Genomic DNA, 17,871 nt, shown 5'->3' on the forward strand with positions numbered 1-17,871 from the left:
GGGGTCAGTCGTTCTTGAGTTTCAGGCCGAGGGCCGAGAGCTTGTCGCGGACCTCGTTGAGCGAGGTGACGCCGAAGTTCTTGCACTCCAGCAGGTCGTCCCCCGACCGCTTGGTCAGGTCGCCCACGGTCTGCAAGTTCAGCTTGCTCATGCACTTGCGCGCCCGCACCGACAGGCTCAGCTCGCTGATCGGCTTGCTCAGCATGGCCTGGACCTCGGGCGAGACCTCCTGCGCCGGCTCGGCGCGGTGGTCGTTCCCGCCGGGGCCGCCGCGCTCGGCGCCTTCCAGCGCCATGCCCAGCCGGACCCCCTTGGAGCGCATCATCTCCTTGATCTCGGCCAGCGAGGTCTCGCCGAAGTTCTTGGAGGCCAGCAGCGCCGCCTCGGTCGTCCGGGTGAGGTCGCCCAGCGTCCGGATGTTCATCTTGCGGAGGCAGTTGCGGCTCCGCACCGACAGCTCGAAGTCGGTGACCGGGATCTCCAGCAGCTGCTTGAGGACGGTGTAGCCCTTCTCGGCTTCCTCGTCGTAGTACATCCCCTTGCTGGCCTGGCAGTCCTTGAAGAACAGCCGGGCGCGGGGGTGGTTGGGGTCGTAGTCGAGCACGTGCCGGTAGCACTGCTCGGCCTCCCGGAACTTCATCTCGTCCTCGTACAGCACGCCCAGGTTGATCCAGGCGGCGAGCGGCACCGGGGGCCGTTCGGTGCACCGCTTGTAGAAGTCGACGGCGGCGTCGTCGTTGCCGTAGAGGTCGTTGATGTAGGCCAGCTCGAAGAGCGCGCCGTTGTGGTCGCGGTCGAGGGCCAGGGCCTTCTCCAGCTCGGCGGCGGCCAGCTCCAGGTCCCCTTCGGCGGCGAGCACCGCGCCCTGCTGGAAGTGGTACTCGGCCGACGAGCCGACCGACGTCTCCAGCCCCCCGAGGATCGTCTTGGCCTCCTGGAACTTCCCGGCGGCCTGCTCGAACTTGCCGTTGGACTGGTCGGCCTGGCCCAGCCGACGCAGGGCGCCGGCGCGGCGAAGCTCCGAGTTCTTGGCGTCGTAGCCGAGCTTGGCCGACTTCGCGAAGGCGTCGGCCGCCTCCTGGTAACGCTGGAGGTTCTCCGCGGCCAGGCCCTGGAAATACAGGGCCATCCCGACGTCGCCGGCGCGCTTCAGGTTGTCCAGGCCGGCGGCGTATCGGCCCAGCAGGACCTCGCCGACGCCCAGGCGGAGGTTGGTCTCCTGGCTGCCGCTGGGCTGCTGCTTCTCGCGGTCGCGGATCGTCGCCACGGCGTCGCGGAGGGTCCGATAGCGGGACGGATCGCGGTTGAGCACCTCGCGCAGATCGGCGACGGCCGAAACATCGAAGGGCGTGCGATCCATGATCGCGCGGACGTCCGTGGTCATCATCTCAGTCATCGCCGAATAATCTCCCTGTTCCGCCCGCGTCCAGGCCGATCGCTCCCGCGCGCGCCGGGCCGCGACGACCTCTCGTCGGCGGGTGAATCCCAGATCGTACGCGAATTCCCTTGACTTGTCAAAGTCCGGCGTAACGCGCGCCGGGCGGCCTCGGCCGCCCGGAACTCCCCGGCCCTCCTCGGGCGCGGCCCGGCGATCTCGGGCGAATCCGGCCCCGCGAGGGTCCCCCCGACGCTATCTTCATAGAGGGTCGGCGATCGCGCGACGGCTCGCATCCCGTCGGGCCGACCGGCCGGCAAGAAGACCATCGGGGACCCGGATATGCGAATCGGAATCGGCCTGTTGGGAATCCTGGCGGCGCTGACGACGGCGCGGGCCGACGCGGGGACGCACGTCGTGACGTTCGGCGGCGGGCCGCCGTCGCACAACCAGATCTCGCTGGAGCGGAACGTCGCCTACTTCCAGCGCGTGCTCTCCAAGCTCGGCCTGGGCGGGATCCGCCACGACATCTACTTCGGCGACGGCGGCGCGGGCCCTTCGGTCCAGCACCGGATGCCCGAAGGGGACGAGCAGCGGCTGGCCAGGGCCCTGGGCCTGATCCTCTTCAACGACGACGACGGCGACCTGCGCTACTCCACGGTCGACATCCCCGGCCTGGTCGGCCCGTCGAGCGTCGCCAACCTCGACGCCTGGTTCGAGCAGGTCGGCCGCGCCCTGCCGCCCGGCGAGCGGCTCTTCTTCTACTTCACCGGCCACGGCGGGCCCGACCCCAAGGGGGGCGATCAGCCCCGGAACACGTCGCTGGTCATGCCCGGGACCCCCAACGCCTACACCGTCGATCGGCTCGCCAGGCAGCTCGACGCGATGAGCCCGGACGTCGACGTGACCCTGGTGATGGTCCAGTGCTACTCGGGCGGGTTCGCCAACGTGATCTACAACGAAGGCGACCCGGACAAGGGGTTCGCCCCCAACCCCCGCGCCGGCTTCTTCTCAACGATCGCCTCGCGGACCGCCGCCGGCTGCACGCCGGACATCTCCGAAGAGGACTACCACGAGTTCTCCACGTCCTTCTTCGAAGCCCTCGCCGGCGAGACCCGCACCGGGAAGCCCGTCGTCAGGCCCGACTTCGACGGCGACGGCCGGACCTCCTACGCCGAGGCGTTCGCCCACGTCCTGCTCTCGTCCGACACGATCGACATCCCCACCACGACCTCCGACCGCCTGCTCCGCGACCACAGCCGCTTCGCCCTCCCCGAGGACGACCCGGACCTCGGCCTGCTCCCCCAGGACGCCCCCTGGTCCGCCGTGCTCGCCGCCGCCGACCCCGCCCAGAAGGCGGCCCTCGAAGGGCTCTCGCAGATCCTCGGCCTCGACGGCGAGGACCGCCTGGCCCGCGCCCGCGAGCAGGCCAGGAGGATCGACCCCCGCCGCAACAACGGCCGCGGCCGGGGCCGGAACCGCCCCGCGAACCGCCCCGACGCCGCCCAGGCCGATCCCCCGCCCCGCCGCGAATACACCGCGCAGGCCCCGCCGACCGGGCCGAACGCCGCCCGCCGATCGAACCCCGCCGTGGGCCGCCTCCGCGCCGCCCTCGCCGAGCGCTGGCCCGAGCTGACCGTGCCGCTCCACCCCGAAGTCCCCCGGATCGTCGCTGAGCAGTCCGACGCCATCCGCCGCTTCCTCGAAGCCCATCCCGACTACCCGGCCATCTCCGGCCGACTCTCCCGCCGCCCCGCCCCTCTCGGCGACGACCCCGAGCGCACCTGGGTCAAGTACCAGCGCCTCCTCGAACGCGCCGACACCGTCATCCTCGCCGCCAACCTCCCCAAGACCGGCGACCCCGAAGCCCTCGGCGTCCTCCGCCGCCTCCTCGAACTGGAATCCCGCACCCTCGCCCCGGGCTCCTGACGGATTCTCAACGGCCAAACGCCAAACCTGGAGAAGCGGCGAGGGCCGCGCGCTCGATGGCCTTCCACCTCTGCGGTATGTCCAACGCCGTACGTCCCCCCTTGTTTCGCCGCGTCTCCTCGAACGCGAAACCGGAGCGGCGAGCCGCGTCCCGCCGTGCGGCGGCCGGCCGTCGGTACGGTTCTTGCTTAAGAAACCAGGCATTTGAGGGCGGAAGGGAGGGGACATGCGCGCGCTCACGGTAGTGCCGGGCACGGCGGGCTCGGCCCGGGTTGAAGACATCGCCGAACCGGACCCGGCCGAAGGCTCGGTGCTCGTCGAGACGATCGCCGTCGGCGTGTGCGGGACGGACCTCGAGATCACGTCCGGCGTATACGGGTGGGCCCCGCCCGGGCGGGGACGGCTCGTGCTCGGGCATGAGTCGCTCGGCCGGGTGCTCGAGGCCCCGGCCGGGAGCGGGCTATCCGCGGGCGATCTGGTCGCCGGGATCGTCCGCCACCCGGACCCGGTGCCGTGTCCGAACTGCGGCGTGGGCGAATGGGACATGTGCCGGAACGGGCGGTACACGGAGCGCGGGATCAAGGAGATCGACGGATTCTGCCGCGAGCGGTTCCGGAGCGACCCCGGCTTCCTCGTCAAGGTCGCGCCGCACCTCGGGCTCCTCGGCGTCCTCATGGAGCCGGCGAGCGTCCTCGCCAAGGCCTGGGAGCACATCGAGCGGATCGGCGAGCGCGCCCTCTGGAGGCCGAAGACGTGCCTCGTCACCGGCGCGGGGCCGATCGGCCTCCTGGCGGCGATGATGGGGCGGCAGCGGGGGCTGGAAATTCACGTCCTCGACCGCGTCACCGAGGGGCCGAAGCCGGGGCTGGTGAGGGACCTCGGCGCCCATTATCACACCGGCTCGGTGAAGGAGCTCTCGGCCGAGGCCGACGTCGTCGTCGAGTGCACCGGCGTCGGGCGGCTCGTCTTCGACATCCTCCAGACGACTCCGCCCGGGGCCATCACGTGCCTCACCGGCATCTCCTCCGGCGGGCGGCTGATCCCGACCGACGCGGGGGCGCTGAACAAGAGCATGGTGCTCGAGAACGACGTCGTCTTCGGCTCGGTGAACGCCAACCGCCGGCACTACGAGAAGGCGGCCGACGCGCTCGCCCGGGCCGACGCGGGGTGGCTGAAGCGGATCGTGAACCGGAGCGTCCCGCTCGACGCGTGGGCGGACGCCCTCGCCCGACGGCCCGACGACGTCAAGCCCATCATCCAGCTCGCGGAGGTTTGACGGCTCATGGCGCTTCCGATCGAGGACTACGCGCTCATCGGCGACTGCCAGACGGCCGCCCTCGTCGGCAAGGACGGGTCGGTCGACTGGCTCTGCTTCCCGCGGTTCGACTCCCCGGCCTGCTTCGCGGCGCTCCTGGGGACGCCCGGGAACGGGCGGTGGCGGATCGCGCCGGCCGGGGGCGTCCGCTCCGTCCGGCGCCGCTACGTAGGCGACACCCTCGTCCTCGAAACCGAATTCGAGACGGAGGCCGGCAAGTTCGCGGTCATCGACTTCATGCCGATCCGGGGCGAGGCGCCCGACGTCGTCCGGATCGTGGAAGGCCGGGGCGGCGCGGTCGCCGTGCGGAGCGAACTGGTCATCCGCTTCGACTACGGATCGATCATCCCGTGGGTCCAACGGGACGACGGCGGGGTGACGGCCGTCGCGGGGCCGGACGCGCTCCACCTCCGGACGCCGGCCGAGACCCACGGCGAGAACATGAAGACCGTCTCCGAGTTCACGGTCCAGGCCGGCGAGCGCGTCCCCTTCGCCCTCACCTGGCACCGGTCGTTCGACCCCGTCCCGACGCCGGTCGACGCGGAGGCGTCGCTGGACGACACCCTCGCCTGGTGGCGGGAGTGGTCGGGGCGGTGCACGTACCAGGGCGTCCGGCGGGACCTCGTCCTCCGCTCGCTGATCACGCTCAAGGCGCTCCAGTACCTCCCGAGCGGCGGGATCGCGGCCGCCGCCACCACGTCGCTCCCGGAGTTCATCGGGGGCGTGAGGAACTGGGACTACCGGTATTGCTGGCTGAGGGATGCGACCTTCACCCTCCTCACCCTCGTCAACGCCGGCTACACGGAGGAGGCCCGCGCCTGGCGGGAGTGGCTCCTGCGCGCCGTGGCCGGCGACCCGTCGAAGCTCCAGATCATGTACGGCCTCGGCGGCGAGCGGCGGCTCGACGAGTACCAGGTGCCGTGGCTCTCCGGCTACGAGGGGTCGAAACCCGTCCGGGTCGGGAACGCGGCGAGCACCCAGTTCCAGCTCGACGTGTACGGCGAGGTGGCGGACGCCCTCCACCACGCCCGGCTGGCGGGGTTGAAGCCCGCCCCGGCCGGGTGGGCGCTCGAGAGGGCGCTCGTGCGGTTCGTCGGCGACGTGTGGGATGACCCTGACGAAGGGATCTGGGAGGTCCGGGGACCGAAGCGGCACTTCACGCATTCGAAGGTCATGGCCTGGGTCGCGCTCGACCGGGCGATCAAGAGCGCCGAGAAGTTCGGGCTCGACGGCCCGATCGACGCGTGGCGGGGGCTCCGCCGAGCGGTCCGCGACCGCGTCTGCCGGGACGGCTTCGACCCGGCGATGAACTCGTTCGTGCAGTCCTTCGGCTCGGACCTCCTCGACGCCAGCCTTCTCATGATCCCGCTCGTCGGGTTCCTCCCCCCCTCCGACCCGCGGGTGCGGGGCACCGTGGAAGCCGTCGAACGCCACCTCCTCCGGGACGGATTCGTCCTCCGGTACGACACGTCCAAGTCCGACGACGGCCTCCCGCCGGGCGAAGGGGCGTTCCTCGCCTGCACGTTCTGGCTCGCCGACAACTACGCCCTCCTCGGCGAGCGGGACAAGGCGGAGCGGCTCTTCGAACGGCTGTGCGGCCTCGCCAACGACGTGGGCCTCCTCGCCGAGGAGTACGACCCGGCGAGCCGGCGCCTCGTCGGCAACTTCCCGCAAGCGTTCTCCCACATCGGACTCGTCGACACGGCGATGAACCTGTCGCGACCAGAGTCCTGTCCCGCGGGACAACGTAAGGAGCGTTAGGACGAAGCACGAGCCGCCGGGCCGCGAACCGTCCGGCGTCCTGGCGGCTTGGAAGAAAGCTTCCCTGTGGCCAGGCACTGCATCTAGAGGATTTAGGCAATGCGCGGGGGGCAAGACCGCTTAGATCCCCCCACTTTCCTGTTTGGGTGCCTGGACAATCGGAAAATCCCAAATAGGGAACGCTTCTGCCGCAGGATGCCATCCAAGTAGTTATGGATTTTATATGGCCGGGCGCGGCTCCTCTAGCCTGCCCCCTGCGAGCATGGTAGTTTGATCGGTCGGTTTTTGTGCGAGGTCAAGGGGCGGCGGGCTGGGCGACAACTCATGAGTGTCAAAGACTGCCTCGTCAACCGCCCGCGCGAAGCCAGCGGCGCAATGGCGGCCAACCGCTTCGACTTCCAGCGGGATTGGGCGCTCTGCCACCTGTTCGAGTTGCAGGAAGGCGGCAAGGACTACGTGCTCGTGATGGAGCACCACGACGACGTGGTGGTCCTGGATTCGCCCGTCGACCCGAAGGCGGTCGATTGCTACCAGATCAAGACGGCGGATTCGCACTGGAGCCTGACCGCCCTGCTCAGGCCGAAGAAGCTGAAGAAGGCTAAGGGCAAGTCCATCCTCGGCAAGATGTACGAGAACTGCCTGGTCTTCAAGGCGAGCGTCCGGTCGGTCAACCTGGTCAGCAACTACCCCTACCGGATGGACCTGAAGTGCGGGACCAAGTCCGACACGAAGGACACGATCTGCCTGAACGAGTTGGCCGACGAAGAGGCGGACGGCGTGATCGACAAGATCATGAACGAGCACGGTCTGACCGCCCCGCCGGTCTTCCTTGACCTGGCCAAGCTCGTCGTCACCGCGCTCAGCGTCCACGACCACGCGGACCACGCGAAGGGCAAATTGGTGGCGTTCCTCGAGCGGGAGCGGCCTGGGATTTCCATCGCGGTCGGTCCGCTCTATAACACGCTCTACGACGAGCTCAGGCGGAAGGCGAACTACGAGAAGCAGGGGCTGGATTACGACGGGGTCCTCAAGCACAAGGCGATCTCGCGGGCGCAGTTCACGGGTTTGATCTCGAAACTCCGGGAGGAGAAGAAGTTCGAGCGCGAGTGGCCAGCCATCGACGCGAAGCTGGCCTCGGAAGACGTGGGGTTTCGGGAGCTGATCCAGATCCGCGACGCCTGCCGCCTCTTCGAGATGGAGCGGATGCAGGACTGGAACGTCGTGCTTGCCCAGACCCGCCAGGCCGTCCAGGCTGCCGCCGACGACGCCTGCGCCGCGAAGCTTTCCGCAACGCTGGACCATTGCGTCGCGCGGGTGCGGGCCCTGAGAATCAAGGGGTCGGAAATCTACGGCAACCCCTACCTGAAGGCCATCGCCCTCTTCCACCTATATGCTTATTAACAACTATAGGAAGCTTGTTCGCAACCTACGGAAGAAGACGGATGCCAAGCTTCTTTTTAAAAAATCTGACCCTGCTCTCCCTGCAAGAAAAGCGGGGGAGAAGGTTCTCGTTCCACCCAAAGACGACGATAGTCAAGGGTGATAACGACACCGGCAAGTCGTCGCTCCTGAAGAGCATCTACCGCTGCTTCGGTGCCGCCCCCGCCGTCACCCACGCGAAATGGAAGGACGCCCGCGTCATCGGGGTCCTGACCTTCGCGGTGGACGGCAGGACGTTCCACGTCCTCCAGAACCAGACGCGTTACAGCTTCTTCGACGCCGACCGGCAGCACCTCGAGTCCTTCGATTCCGTCACCAACGGGGTCGCGCCCTACTTCGCCCGGCTGATGGGGTTCGGGTTGAAGCTGCCGACGCGCAAGGGGGACCTGGTCACGCCGCCGCCCGCCTACCTGCTCCTGCCCTTCTACGTCGACCAGGACGCGGGCTGGAAGAGCAGTTGGTCGTCCTTCGCCCGGCTGGACCAGTTCGCCAACTGGAAGAAGGACCTGGCTGAGTACCACGCGGGGGTGAGGCCGAACGAATACTACCGGGCGAAGGGCTCGCTGGACTCGCTGCACGAGAAGTTGCAGCCGCTGAACGGCAAGCAGGCGTCGCTCCGGTCGATCCTGCTCGACCTGGAAGAGCGCCTGAAGTCCGCGACCTTCGACATGGACATTGAGGCCTATCAGAACGACGTGAAGGAGCTGCTGCTGCTCTGCGACAAGATCAAGAAGCGGGAGGAGCAGCTCCGCGAGCAACTGGCCCGGCATTATTCCGCGAAGACGGTGGTCGAGACGCAGATCGCCATCGCCAACAGCATGTTGGGCGACCTCCAGGCCGACATCGAGTACATCGTCAAGCACGAGACCAAGGACCACATCGACTGCCCGATGTGCGGGGCGGTCTACGAGAATTCGTTCGAGGAGCGGCTGGCCATCGCCCAGGACGAGGACCGCTGCCACGAGCTGCTGAGCCAGTTGCAGGACGACTTGATCGAGGTGAACGGCAAGATCGAGAAGACCAGCAACGCGTTCGTGGACACCAAGGCGGATTTCGCCCGGGTGGACAAGATCCTCAACACGAAGCGAGGGAAGCTGAAGCTGAAGGACTTGATCGAGAACGAGGGCCGGAAGCAGGTCCAACAGATCATCCGCAACGACATCGCGGCGGTCGAGGGGCAGATCGCCGAGGTGCAGAAGGAGATAAACGCCGTCAAGGCGGAGATGGCCCTGTACGACAACGCGGAGCGGAGGAAGGCGATAACCAAGAAGTTCCGCGAGATGATGGGGAAGTACCTGTTCGAACTGGAGGTCCACAACCTGGCCCACGAGAAGCTGCACGTCTATTCGAGCGTCTCGGAGACCGGGAGCGACCTCCCCCGCGCCCTGCTGGCCTATTACTACAGCATCCTCCACCTGATGAAGGAGAATTCGACGGCGGCCTTCTGCCCCATCGTGATCGACTCGCCGAACCAGCAGGACCAGGACATAGCCAACCTGAAGAAGATGCTGAGCTTCATCCACGAGCGGCGGCCCAAGGACTCGCAGGTGGTGCTGGGCCTGGTCGATGACTGCGGGGTCGAGTTCGACGGCAGCGTTATCGAGCTGTCGGACAAGAACCAGCTTTTGCAGACGAAGGGCTACGCCGCGATCTCGGCGGAAGTACGCGATCTGCTGGACAAGGTCCGCTTGAGCAACTCAGAGGAGTAGGTCGCACGCCCGGCGGACCTAACGCTCCCGGCCGTGAGGTGGCTCCCCCCTACTATCGTACTCGCGGTCTTGCCAGTCCTTCTTCGGCTGATCATGGCAGCTCATAAGCTCGCGGCCTATCTTGCAACTTAGTAGGTCGAGCCGCACGGTCAGCATGACCCGTGGCCGCGGTGGCCAGGCACCAAAGCTACATTCGGGGCCTCGGACGCCGTTCGGCTAGCTCGGGACGTTCCGTAACCCGGCGGATAGTGTCATTGTCTTTACGGGCTGCGCGCGTCGCGTGGCGGGGTCGTTGCTCCCTTGCCGCCTCTGGGCCGGTTCCTGCAACGGCTTCCCGCCTGGTCGACGAGCGAGCGAGGCTTCGAAAGTGCGCGAACGAAGCCAATTTCCGGGAGCGGGTTCTGGTGTTAAAGAGATGTCTGAAAAGGACTTGCGTGGTCGGCTTCGTTTCGCGGGGCGGGGCGAAGGAAGCCAATTCGCGGCGGGCCTGGGGGCGATGCGAGGCGCGGGATCGGTGAGAGATGAAAACTGCGCGAACGAAGCCAATTCTTGAAGCCGGGTTGTGGATTTAAAATGATTTGAAATAAGGACTTGTAGTGTCTGGTTCGTTCGGCGGGTCGGGGGGAACGAAGCCAATTTGGGGAGGGGCTCAGGTAATCTTCTTGAGGCTGGCCTGGGGCTGGGAGTCGGTGAGGCCGAAGAGGTGGCGGACGGCGGTGAGGATGGGGTGGGGGGATTCGGGGGCGGAGGCGGCTTCGGCGGCGGCGGTGCGGACGGCGGCGCGGGGGTGGTGGAGGAACTGGTTCTGGAGCCGGGCGGCCATGTGGGCGATGGCCTCGCGGTCGGCGTCGGAGAGCTGGGGCATGTTGCCGAAGAGGTGGTCCAGCTCGCGGCGGCGGATCTGGTCGGCCCGGTCGCCGAGCTGACGCAGGAGGACCCCGGCGTCCTGCTGGCGGCGGATGGCCGCGTAGCAGGCGGCGGTCTCGCGCTCGATGATCTGGAGGGCCGGGTCGACCCCCCGGCGGCGGCGCGAGAGGTTCTGCTCGGCCTGGGCGCGGAGGTCGTCGACGTTGTAGAGGGTCACCTGGTCGAGGTCGCCGATGCGGGGGTCGAAGTCGCGGGGGATGGCGATGTCGAGGATCAGGGACAGCCGGTTGCGGCGGGCGCGCTGGACGCGGACGTACTGGTCCAGGGTCATGATCGGCTCGGCGGCGGCGGTGGTGCTGATGACGAGATCGGCGTCGACGAGGGCCTGGCCCAGGCTGTCGAACGGCACGGCCCGGCCCCGCCAGCGTTCGGCGGCGGCCTCGGCGCGTTCGGCGTTCCGGTTGACGATCAGGATCCGTCCCGGCTCCAGCTTCTTGAGGTGCTGGAGGGTGAGGTCCCCCATCTTGCCGGCGCCGATCACCAGCACGGTCTTGTCGGTGAAGGTGTCGAAGACCTCGCGGGCGAGGTCCACGGCGACGCTGGCGACGGAGAGCTTCCCCTGGTCCATGCCGGTCTTCTCGCGGACGAGCTTGCCGACCCGAAGCGCGTTCTGGAAGACGGCGTGGAAGACCGGCCCGGCGGCCTTGCGGTCGACGGCCGAGCGGTACGCCTCGCGGACCTGGCCCAGGATCTGGCCCTCGCCCAGCACGAGGCTCTCCAGGCTGGCGGCGACCCGGAACAGGTGGCCGACGGCCGCCTCGTCGTGGTAGCCGACCAGGTGCCCGGCGAACTGGTCGGGATGCAGGCCGTGGAAGTCCGCGAAGAACCCCGAGAGGGCGTCGACGTCGGGGATGGCGTCGGCCGGGCCGGCGGCGTAGATCTCGACCCGGTTGCAGGTCGAGAGGACGACGAACTCGCTCCCCGGGAAGGCGTCTTGAAGCGAGCGCAGGGCGGCGTCCAGGCGGTCGTCGCCGAAGGCCAGGGCCTCGCGGACCGTCGCGGGGGCGGATCGATGGTCGACCCCGAGGGCCAGCAGCCTCACGGCAACCTCCCGATCGTCCGCGACGCGCCGTGGGCCGTGGGGAGCCGCAGGGCCTCGACCCCGACCCAGGTGAAGACCAGGAAGGCGAACGCCGCGATCGTCAACATCATCACCGTCCGCCCCCGCATCGACGGCCGGAACCGGGCGTGCAAGAGGCCCGCGAACACCAGCCACATCCCGAAGGCGCTGAGGACCTTGGGGTCGTACCAGGGGACCCCCAGGGAGGCCCCGACGCCCCCCTTCCGGAGTTCCACCACGCTGAGCAAGACCCCGATCAGGAGCCCCGCCGTCAGGAGCGGGAAGGCCGCGACCACCGCCCCTCGGTTGACCCGTTCGGACTGCTCCAGGCTCGGCAGCGAGAACCCGTACCGCCGCGTCTGCTTCGACTTGAGCCGGCGCATCTGGGCCAGGTACATCAGCCCGGTCGCGAACGCCAGCGACGCGCAGACGGCCCCCGCCAGCAGGAACGTCCCGTGGACGGTCCCCCAGAAGGCCGTGGCCCCGTCCCATTCCCGCCCTTCCGGCGACCGGGGGACGAACCACGCGGCCCCCAGGATCAGGCCCAGGACCAGGGGGAGCGTGAAGAAGCCGACGGCCACGTTGCGGGACCACTGGAGCATCAGGTAGAGGCTGATCAGGGCCACGACCCACGACAGCACCATCACCGACTCGAACGCCGAGGTCACCGGCAGGGTCTGGCGCGTCCAGGCGAGGTTGGCCAGGTAGAGCGTCTGCACGATCCATCCCAGGAAGGTCAGGCCGACCCCCAGGTGCCACCGGAACCGGCTGCGCACGAAGACCCGGGCCAGCTCGACCGCCAGCGCAAGCCCGTAAGTCCCGGCGAAACACAGGATCTGCAGCCGATCCATACCGTTGCGGCCCTCGACGCCTCGATATCCGCGCCCCCCGCGCGCTCCGCCCCATTGTAAGAGAATCGCCGGCCGAATCCCAGAGGCGTCGGAGTTCGGGCCGCGCCTGCCCCGCGAGTCGGCCGGCGGGCGCATCGGGAGGAAGTCGCGGCGCGTATGATGGAGGATGAGCGGGGCCGTCGGCCCCATTTCCTCGGATCTGACGCGAAGGGTTTCCGCGATGATCGACCTCATCAAGCAGACGCTGCTGACCGGCGTGGGCCTCGCCGTGCTGACCAAGGACAAGGTGGAGGAGCTCGGCCGCGGCCTGGTGGACCAGGCCAAGCTCTCCGAGAACGAGGGCCGCGACTTCCTCGACAACCTCATGAAGCAGTCCGAGACCGCCCGCGACGAGTTCGAAGCTCGCGTCAACGGCCTGGTCAAGAAGGCCGTCGAGGGCCTCAACCTCGTCCACAAGGACGAACTGGCCTCGCTCCAGGCGCGGGTCGCCGAGCTGGAGACCGAACTCCAGAAGCACGAACGCTCGGCCGCCCACGACGCCTGACCGCGAGGGCGGCGGCCGACGACGCGGGGCCGGACCCTAACGCCCTTCCCCCCTCGCGGGGGAAGGTGGCCCGCAGGGCCGGATGAGGGGGGAGGAGGCAGGCCCGCGCCGGTCTGCCCGCCTCCTTCGACGACGCCTGGTCGGGGCTCCGGGTCACGCCTCGGCCTGTTTGGCGGCGGTCGCGCGCTTGCGGCGTTTGGGGGGCTCGGCGGGGGTCTTGCGACCGCCGGCGAGGGGCTCGGCTCCCCCTTCGAGGGGCTGGCCGGGGCGGGCGGCTTCGAGTCGCTTCTCGACGGCCGCGGCGTAGTCGTTGGAGAGTTCGAAGCCGAGGAAGCGGCGGTGGAGCTTCTTGGCGACGGTCAGGGTCGTGCCGCTGCCGGCGAAGGGGTCGAGGACCGTCTCGCCCGGGTTGGAGCAGGCGCGGACGACTCGGCCCAGGAGTTGTTCGGGCATCTGGCAGCCGTGCCACCCGGCGCGTTCCTTGAACGTGCCGCAGACGCGGGGGATGTACCAGGTATCCTCCATCGGGTCGAAGCCGGTGGTCATGTCCTGGGGGCGGAGGATCCAGGTGTCGTCGGGGAGCCGTCCCTTGGGGTTGGCGCGGGCGTCGGCGTAGACGAGTTGGCGGGCCGACGGGACGCGGACGTCCTCGTCGTTGAAGGTGAAACGTTTGGGGTCCTTCAAGAAGTAAAACAAGTGGGCGTGGCTGCGGGCGAATTTCCGTCGGCAGTGGACCCCAAACGTATAGTACCAAACCACCCAGCTCCGCATGGTCAGGCCCAGCTCGCGGTGGAAGATCCACTTCATTTCGGCGGCGTATTCGTCGCCGATCGCGAGCCAGAACGTCCCGTCGGGCTTGAGCGCACGAACGACTTCACGGCCCCAGCGCCTCGTCCAGTCGAGGTAGGCGTCGGTGTCGCGTTCGTCGTCGTAGACATCGTAATCATAGCCGATGTTGAAGGGGGGGTCGGCGAAAATCAGGTCGATCGAGCCCGTCTCGATTCGGGGCAACAGGTCCAGGCAGTCGCCCGGGTACAAACGGTCGAGTTCGAAGCCGACCGGGGCGGATTCGCTGGAATTCCGCGCGCCGAAGGTCGGCGCCTCCCCGTCGCTTCCGGAGGGCGTGATAACCGGTTTCCGCATGGTCGGGCTCACTCGTCGTTGGGGAGGGGGGCGTCGCCGGTCCGGCCGCCGTCCGGGGCGTCGTCGCCGTCGCCGTTGGAGGGGCCGGCGGCGGGGGCGTTCTCGTCGATCCGATATTCCGAGAGCTTCTTGTGGAGCGTGTTGCGGTTGATCCCCAGCCGCGCGGCGGCCTTGATCTGGACCCGGTCGCAGGTCTGCAAGACCTGCTGGATCAGCTCGCGCTCGACCTGGCCGACGACGCGGTCGTGCAGGTCGTTGGCGTTGGGCCCGGCGGAACGGATGCCCTGGCGGACCAGCTCCGACGTGAGGGAGGAGAAGTCGGCGCCCGAGCCGCCGCCTCGGTGGCGGATCGGCCGGGGCGCGGCCTCGCCTCGAAGCTGGGGGGGGAGGTGCTCGACCATCATCTCCGGGCCGTCCCCCAGGATGACCGCCCGCTCCACGTAGTTCTGGAGTTCGCGGACGTTCCCCGGCCAGTCGTGCTCGCGGAGGCGTCGCATCGCCTCGGGGTGCACCCGTCGCATCTCGCGGCGGTTCTGCTCGGCGTACCGCTTGAGGAAGAAGAGGACCAGCAGCTCCACGTCGTCGCGACGCTCGCGCAGCGGGGGGAGGTGGATGGGGATGACGTTGAGGCGGTAATAGAGGTCCTCGCGGAAGCGGCCGGCGTCGATCTCGTCGAGGAGGTCGCGGTTGGTGGCCGCGATGATCCGGGTGTCCACCTTCCTGGTGTTGTTGTCGCCGACCCGCTCGAACTCCCCCTCCTGGAGCACGCGGAGGAGCTTCACCTGGAGCTTGGGCGAGGTGCTGTTGACCTCGTCCAGGAAGATGCTGCCGGTGTGGGCGGCCTCGAACCGGCCGGTGCGGTTGTCGACCGCGCCGGTGAACGACCCCTTCACGTGGCCGAACAGCTCGCTCTCCAGCAGGCTCTCGGTGAGCGCCCCGCAGTTGACACGGATGTAGGGGCCGGTGGAGCGCGGGCTGAGGTCGTGGATCGCCCGCGCGACCAGTTCCTTGCCCGTGCCGGTCTCGCCGACGATCAGGACGCAGGCCCGAGAGGGGGCGACCTGGCGGGTGGTCCGGTAGACCTCGCGCATCATCGGCCCCGCGCCCACGACCCCGGGGAGCGGGGCGTTCGGATCGAGGCCGGACCCCGGCCCCGTCCCGCGGGGCTCGGGTTTCAGCGGGCGACCGTAGCTCGGCCGGGTCTCGATGGGCATGGGACGGGCGATTCCTGGTGGTGCGGTGTCCTGGTGCGGCGGCGCGGCGATCCGGCGTCGACCTCGTCAACCCGGAGGCGCGGCCTCCACCGGCGGCGGCGCGGGGATCGTCGACGTCGGCGCGATCGGCGGCGCGGGGGGCGTCGCGGCCGCCGGGGCCGGCGTCGCCGGCTCGACGGTTTCGGCGGCGGGCGCCGCGGCCGGGGCCCAGGTGGGATCGGCGGCGGCCCCGCCGGGGACGAGGTTCGCGGGCCGCTGTTCGGACTCGCGGGAGGTGCGGCGGAGGGCCCCCAGGACCATGCCCAGGCCGGTGTGCAGGTCGGCGTCGTCCTCGGACTGGAAGGCGTGGCTCAGCTTGACCTCCTGGTCCGGGGCGAGCATGGGGCCGAACCGCTGGATGCTCCGGGCGAGGCGGCGGGCGCCGTCGCGCCGGAGGGCGGGGTCGCGAGAGCCGTCGAGGATCGCGTCGGCCAGGGCGCGCTGGGCCTGGGGCGACGGGATCTCGCCCAGCGTCTCGGCGATGGGCCCTTCCACGCCGAACAGGCCGATCGCCGAGGAGAGCGTCTCCCGGGCGGCGGCCAGGTCGGGCGCGAACAGGCTGCGGGGGCGGGCGGCGATCCGGGCGAGGGTCTCCGCGGCGGCCTTCGCCTGCGACATCCGCTCCTCGTCGCTCAGCTTCGAGGGCCGCCCGCCGATCTGGCGCTCGAGGTCCTCGGGGGTGGCGGTGTAGACCACGAACTTGACGCCCGGGTAGTTCCGCGCCAGGTTCGGTCGGCGGGCTTCCAGGTCGCTGGGGCCGTAGACGAACAGCGGCAGGGGCGAGGTCCGCGCGTCGCTCCGCAGGATCGAGAGGATGTCGAGCAGGTCCCAGGAGCCGGAGGCGTGGTCGTGGGCGGTGAGGATCATCTCGACGTCGGCCGACTCGGTCGCGGACTGGAAGCCGCGCTCGCCGCTGGTCTCGACGTTCGCCTCATATCCCAGGCCCCGGAGCGCCCCGGCGACCTGCGCCCCCCGCGCCGGGTTGCCGTCGATCACGACGGCCCGGGGACGGCTCTGGTTCAGGAGGAACCGAGCCAGGGTGGGGACGACCCGGCTGGAACCGGGGAACGCCCGCGTCGGGCTGAGGTCGACGATGGCGCGGGCGGCGGCGAGCTGGAGCCGGCGGCCGGGGGCGGAGAGGGCCTCCACCAGCGGGTGCGGGCGTCCGTCCCGCGAGGGGAGGCTGGGATCGGCGACCTTGCCCAGGGCCTCGGCCGTGACGGCGGCCAGGTTGACGCGGCTGGTCGCGATCGCCCCCCGGAGGAGGTCGGCGAGGACCTCGGGGCCGGCGGCCAGGGCCTCGGCGTACGTCTCCTGGTCCTGGGCCGGGAAGTTGGCGAACCCGACCTTGTCGATGGCCCGCTCCAGCAGGAAGCCGAGTTGGACTACCTGCGCCCGGCGGTTCGCGGGCTCGAGCTGGAGCGCCTGGCCGGCGAGCTTGCCGCCGAAGATCCCCTCGACGTCCACCTGCCGGGCCACGACCGGGGCGGGTAGGCCCTGCGCCTCGTCCCAACGCCAGAGCAGGACGCGCTCGCCGGGCATCTCGTACTGGTGCCGGGCCAGGGATTCGGCGGCGTCGTCGAGCGTGTTGACGGGCGAGCGGGGCTGGTTCGCGAACGGCTTGCCGGTCAGCTTCTCGATCGCCAGGGCGGCCGCCGTCTTGACCGGGATCGGCGAGTCGGCCCAGGCGGCGGGGAAGGTCAGGAACGGCACCGCGCGGGAGTCGGCGAGGTCGCCCAGGATCCCCGCGACGTCGGCCGCCAGGAGGGGGTCGGGGCTGTCCAGGGCGGCGATCCAGGCCGGGACCGACGAGGTGTCGAGCCGGCCGGCGTTGTGGATGAGCCGCCCGCGCTCGGGGGCCGTCGGGCCGTACTTCTTGATCTCGGCCACGATCGCGGGGACGGCGAACGGCCCCGACTCGCGGAGCCTCGCCACGGCGTAATCCTGCTCTTCCTTCGAGGCCAGGAGGGCGGGGATGTAGCCGCGGATCCGCTCGGGGTCGGCGGTCATGCGGCGGGCGGCGGCGTTCAGCTTGTCGGTCAGGGGCTTGGCGAAAGGCTTGGTGGCCGGGTCGTCGTCGAGGCGGAGGAACGAGCCGGGGCCGTACTTGTCGCGGAGCTTCAGCAGGGTCGCGTCGTCGACCTCGGCCTGGGAGAAGGTCTCCAGGTAGGGGACCGCCTGGCGGCCCTGGCCGGTCCGCGAGAGATAGTCGATCGCGCCCCAGAGCTCCTCGGGCGTCTTGGGCTGCTGGGCGAACAGCTCGGGGCCCGGGATCTGGGCGTGTGCCAGCGGGAGGGCCGGACCGGCCGTCGACCAGCCGAGGGCGACGAGCGCCCCGGCCGCCAGCGCCCGCGATCGCGACGACGCGCGGGGCCTCCGCGACGGTCCCGTTTCCTCGGATCGGCCGATCGAGCGAACGATGTCTTGACGCATGACTGTGATCCGATGAGTTGATGTCCGGGACGCCCCGCCCCGCCCTGCTCCGCCTGGCCTTACTCCTCGGCTCCCCGCCTCCCGCCCTCGCTCCTTCGCGTCCTCGTCCGATCCCCGCGCGGCCTCGCGAC

At 69.5% G+C, this 17,871-nt stretch carries 12 protein-coding genes; 6 read left to right on the top strand and 6 right to left on the bottom strand.

What is annotated here, in order from left to right:
- Window positions 1–4: 4 nt before the first annotated feature.
- Window positions 5–1,396: a DNA-directed RNA polymerase subunit alpha C-terminal domain-containing protein gene (locus tag VT85_RS00345; RefSeq protein ID WP_068409146.1), complete on the bottom strand. Its 1,392-nt coding sequence runs from the start codon at window positions 1,394–1,396 to the stop codon at window positions 5–7.
- Window positions 1,397–1,717: 321 nt separating this feature from the next.
- Here VT85_RS00345 and VT85_RS00350 point away from each other — a divergent pair, with 321 nt between their 5' ends.
- The 5 genes from VT85_RS00350 (at window position 1,718) to VT85_RS00370 (ending at window position 9,529) form a co-directional block, all read left to right on the top strand.
- Window positions 1,718–3,304 (top strand): hypothetical protein, encoded by a 1,587-nt coding sequence (locus VT85_RS00350; RefSeq protein WP_068409148.1) that lies wholly within the window; start codon window positions 1,718–1,720, stop codon window positions 3,302–3,304.
- Between the two features lie 226 nt (window positions 3,305–3,530).
- Window positions 3,531–4,580 (top strand): glucose 1-dehydrogenase, encoded by a 1,050-nt coding sequence (locus VT85_RS00355; protein WP_068409150.1) that lies wholly within the window; start codon window positions 3,531–3,533, stop codon window positions 4,578–4,580.
- 6 nt (window positions 4,581–4,586) lie between these two features.
- A complete protein-coding gene (locus VT85_RS00360) occupies window positions 4,587–6,380 on the top strand; it encodes a glycoside hydrolase family 15 protein (protein WP_068409152.1) in 1,794 nt (597 codons plus the stop codon).
- Window positions 6,381–6,704: 324 nt separating this feature from the next.
- A complete protein-coding gene (locus tag VT85_RS00365; protein ID WP_082858246.1) occupies window positions 6,705–7,781 on the top strand; it encodes a DUF4297 domain-containing protein in 1,077 nt (358 codons plus the stop codon).
- A gap of 41 nt (window positions 7,782–7,822) precedes the next feature.
- Complete coding sequence (locus VT85_RS00370; protein ID WP_068409156.1) at window positions 7,823–9,529, top strand: hypothetical protein; 1,707 nt, start codon at window positions 7,823–7,825, stop codon at window positions 9,527–9,529.
- A 649-nt stretch (window positions 9,530–10,178) separates the two neighbouring features.
- Here the strand turns inward: VT85_RS00370 and hemA are convergent.
- Complete coding sequence (gene hemA, locus VT85_RS00375) at window positions 10,179–11,498, bottom strand: glutamyl-tRNA reductase (protein ID WP_068409158.1); 1,320 nt, start codon at window positions 11,496–11,498, stop codon at window positions 10,179–10,181.
- Entirely contained in the window at window positions 11,495–12,367 is an 873-nt protein-coding gene (locus VT85_RS00380) for an inner membrane protein YpjD (RefSeq protein WP_068409160.1), read from the bottom strand. The genes hemA and VT85_RS00380 overlap by 4 nt, the downstream gene beginning before the upstream one ends.
- A gap of 220 nt (window positions 12,368–12,587) precedes the next feature.
- Here VT85_RS00380 and VT85_RS00385 point away from each other — a divergent pair, with 220 nt between their 5' ends.
- Complete coding sequence (locus VT85_RS00385; RefSeq protein WP_156512588.1) at window positions 12,588–12,911, top strand: phasin family protein; 324 nt, start codon at window positions 12,588–12,590, stop codon at window positions 12,909–12,911.
- Window positions 12,912–13,064: 153 nt separating this feature from the next.
- Here the strand turns inward: VT85_RS00385 and VT85_RS00390 are convergent, their stop codons facing one another.
- From VT85_RS00390 to VT85_RS00400, 3 genes are all read right to left on the bottom strand, one after another.
- Window positions 13,065–14,054 carry a DNA-methyltransferase gene (locus tag VT85_RS00390; RefSeq protein ID WP_082858247.1) on the bottom strand — a complete coding sequence of 330 codons (990 nt, stop codon included), beginning with the start codon at window positions 14,052–14,054 and terminating at the stop codon, window positions 13,065–13,067.
- Window positions 14,055–14,062: 8 nt separating this feature from the next.
- Window positions 14,063–15,268: a sigma-54 interaction domain-containing protein gene (locus VT85_RS00395; RefSeq protein WP_082858248.1), complete on the bottom strand. Its 1,206-nt coding sequence runs from the start codon at window positions 15,266–15,268 to the stop codon at window positions 14,063–14,065.
- Window positions 15,269–15,334: 66 nt separating this feature from the next.
- On the bottom strand, window positions 15,335–17,740 hold the full coding sequence (locus VT85_RS00400) for a hypothetical protein (RefSeq protein WP_068409163.1): 2,406 nt from the start codon (window positions 17,738–17,740) through the stop codon (window positions 15,335–15,337).
- Between the last annotated feature and the right edge of the window lie 131 nt (window positions 17,741–17,871).

Source organism: Planctomyces sp. SH-PL62, assembly GCF_001610895.1.
GTDB lineage: Bacteria > Planctomycetota > Planctomycetia > Isosphaerales > Isosphaeraceae > Paludisphaera.

Excerpts from the sequence above, each read along its gene's own strand:
- VT85_RS00385 (WP_156512588.1), top strand. The coding sequence starts at position 12,588 with ATGATCGACCTCATCAAGCAGACGCTGCTGACCGGCGTGGGCCTCGCC.
- VT85_RS00370 (WP_068409156.1), top strand. The coding sequence starts at position 7,823 with ATGCCAAGCTTCTTTTTAAAAAATCTGACCCTGCTCTCCCTGCAAGAA.
- VT85_RS00360 (WP_068409152.1), top strand. The coding sequence starts at position 4,587 with ATGGCGCTTCCGATCGAGGACTACGCGCTCATCGGCGACTGCCAGACG.
- VT85_RS00350 (WP_068409148.1), top strand. The coding sequence starts at position 1,718 with ATGCGAATCGGAATCGGCCTGTTGGGAATCCTGGCGGCGCTGACGACG.
- VT85_RS00390 (WP_082858247.1), bottom strand. The coding sequence starts at position 14,054 with ATGCGGAAACCGGTTATCACGCCCTCCGGAAGCGACGGGGAGGCGCCG.
- VT85_RS00395 (WP_082858248.1), bottom strand. The coding sequence starts at position 15,268 with ATGCCCATCGAGACCCGGCCGAGCTACGGTCGCCCGCTGAAACCCGAG.
- VT85_RS00345 (WP_068409146.1), bottom strand. The coding sequence starts at position 1,396 with ATGACTGAGATGATGACCACGGACGTCCGCGCGATCATGGATCGCACG.
- VT85_RS00380 (WP_068409160.1), bottom strand. The coding sequence starts at position 12,367 with ATGGATCGGCTGCAGATCCTGTGTTTCGCCGGGACTTACGGGCTTGCG.
- VT85_RS00365 (WP_082858246.1), top strand. The coding sequence starts at position 6,705 with ATGAGTGTCAAAGACTGCCTCGTCAACCGCCCGCGCGAAGCCAGCGGC.
- VT85_RS00355 (WP_068409150.1), top strand. The coding sequence starts at position 3,531 with ATGCGCGCGCTCACGGTAGTGCCGGGCACGGCGGGCTCGGCCCGGGTT.
- VT85_RS00400 (WP_068409163.1), bottom strand. The coding sequence starts at position 17,740 with ATGCGTCAAGACATCGTTCGCTCGATCGGCCGATCCGAGGAAACGGGA.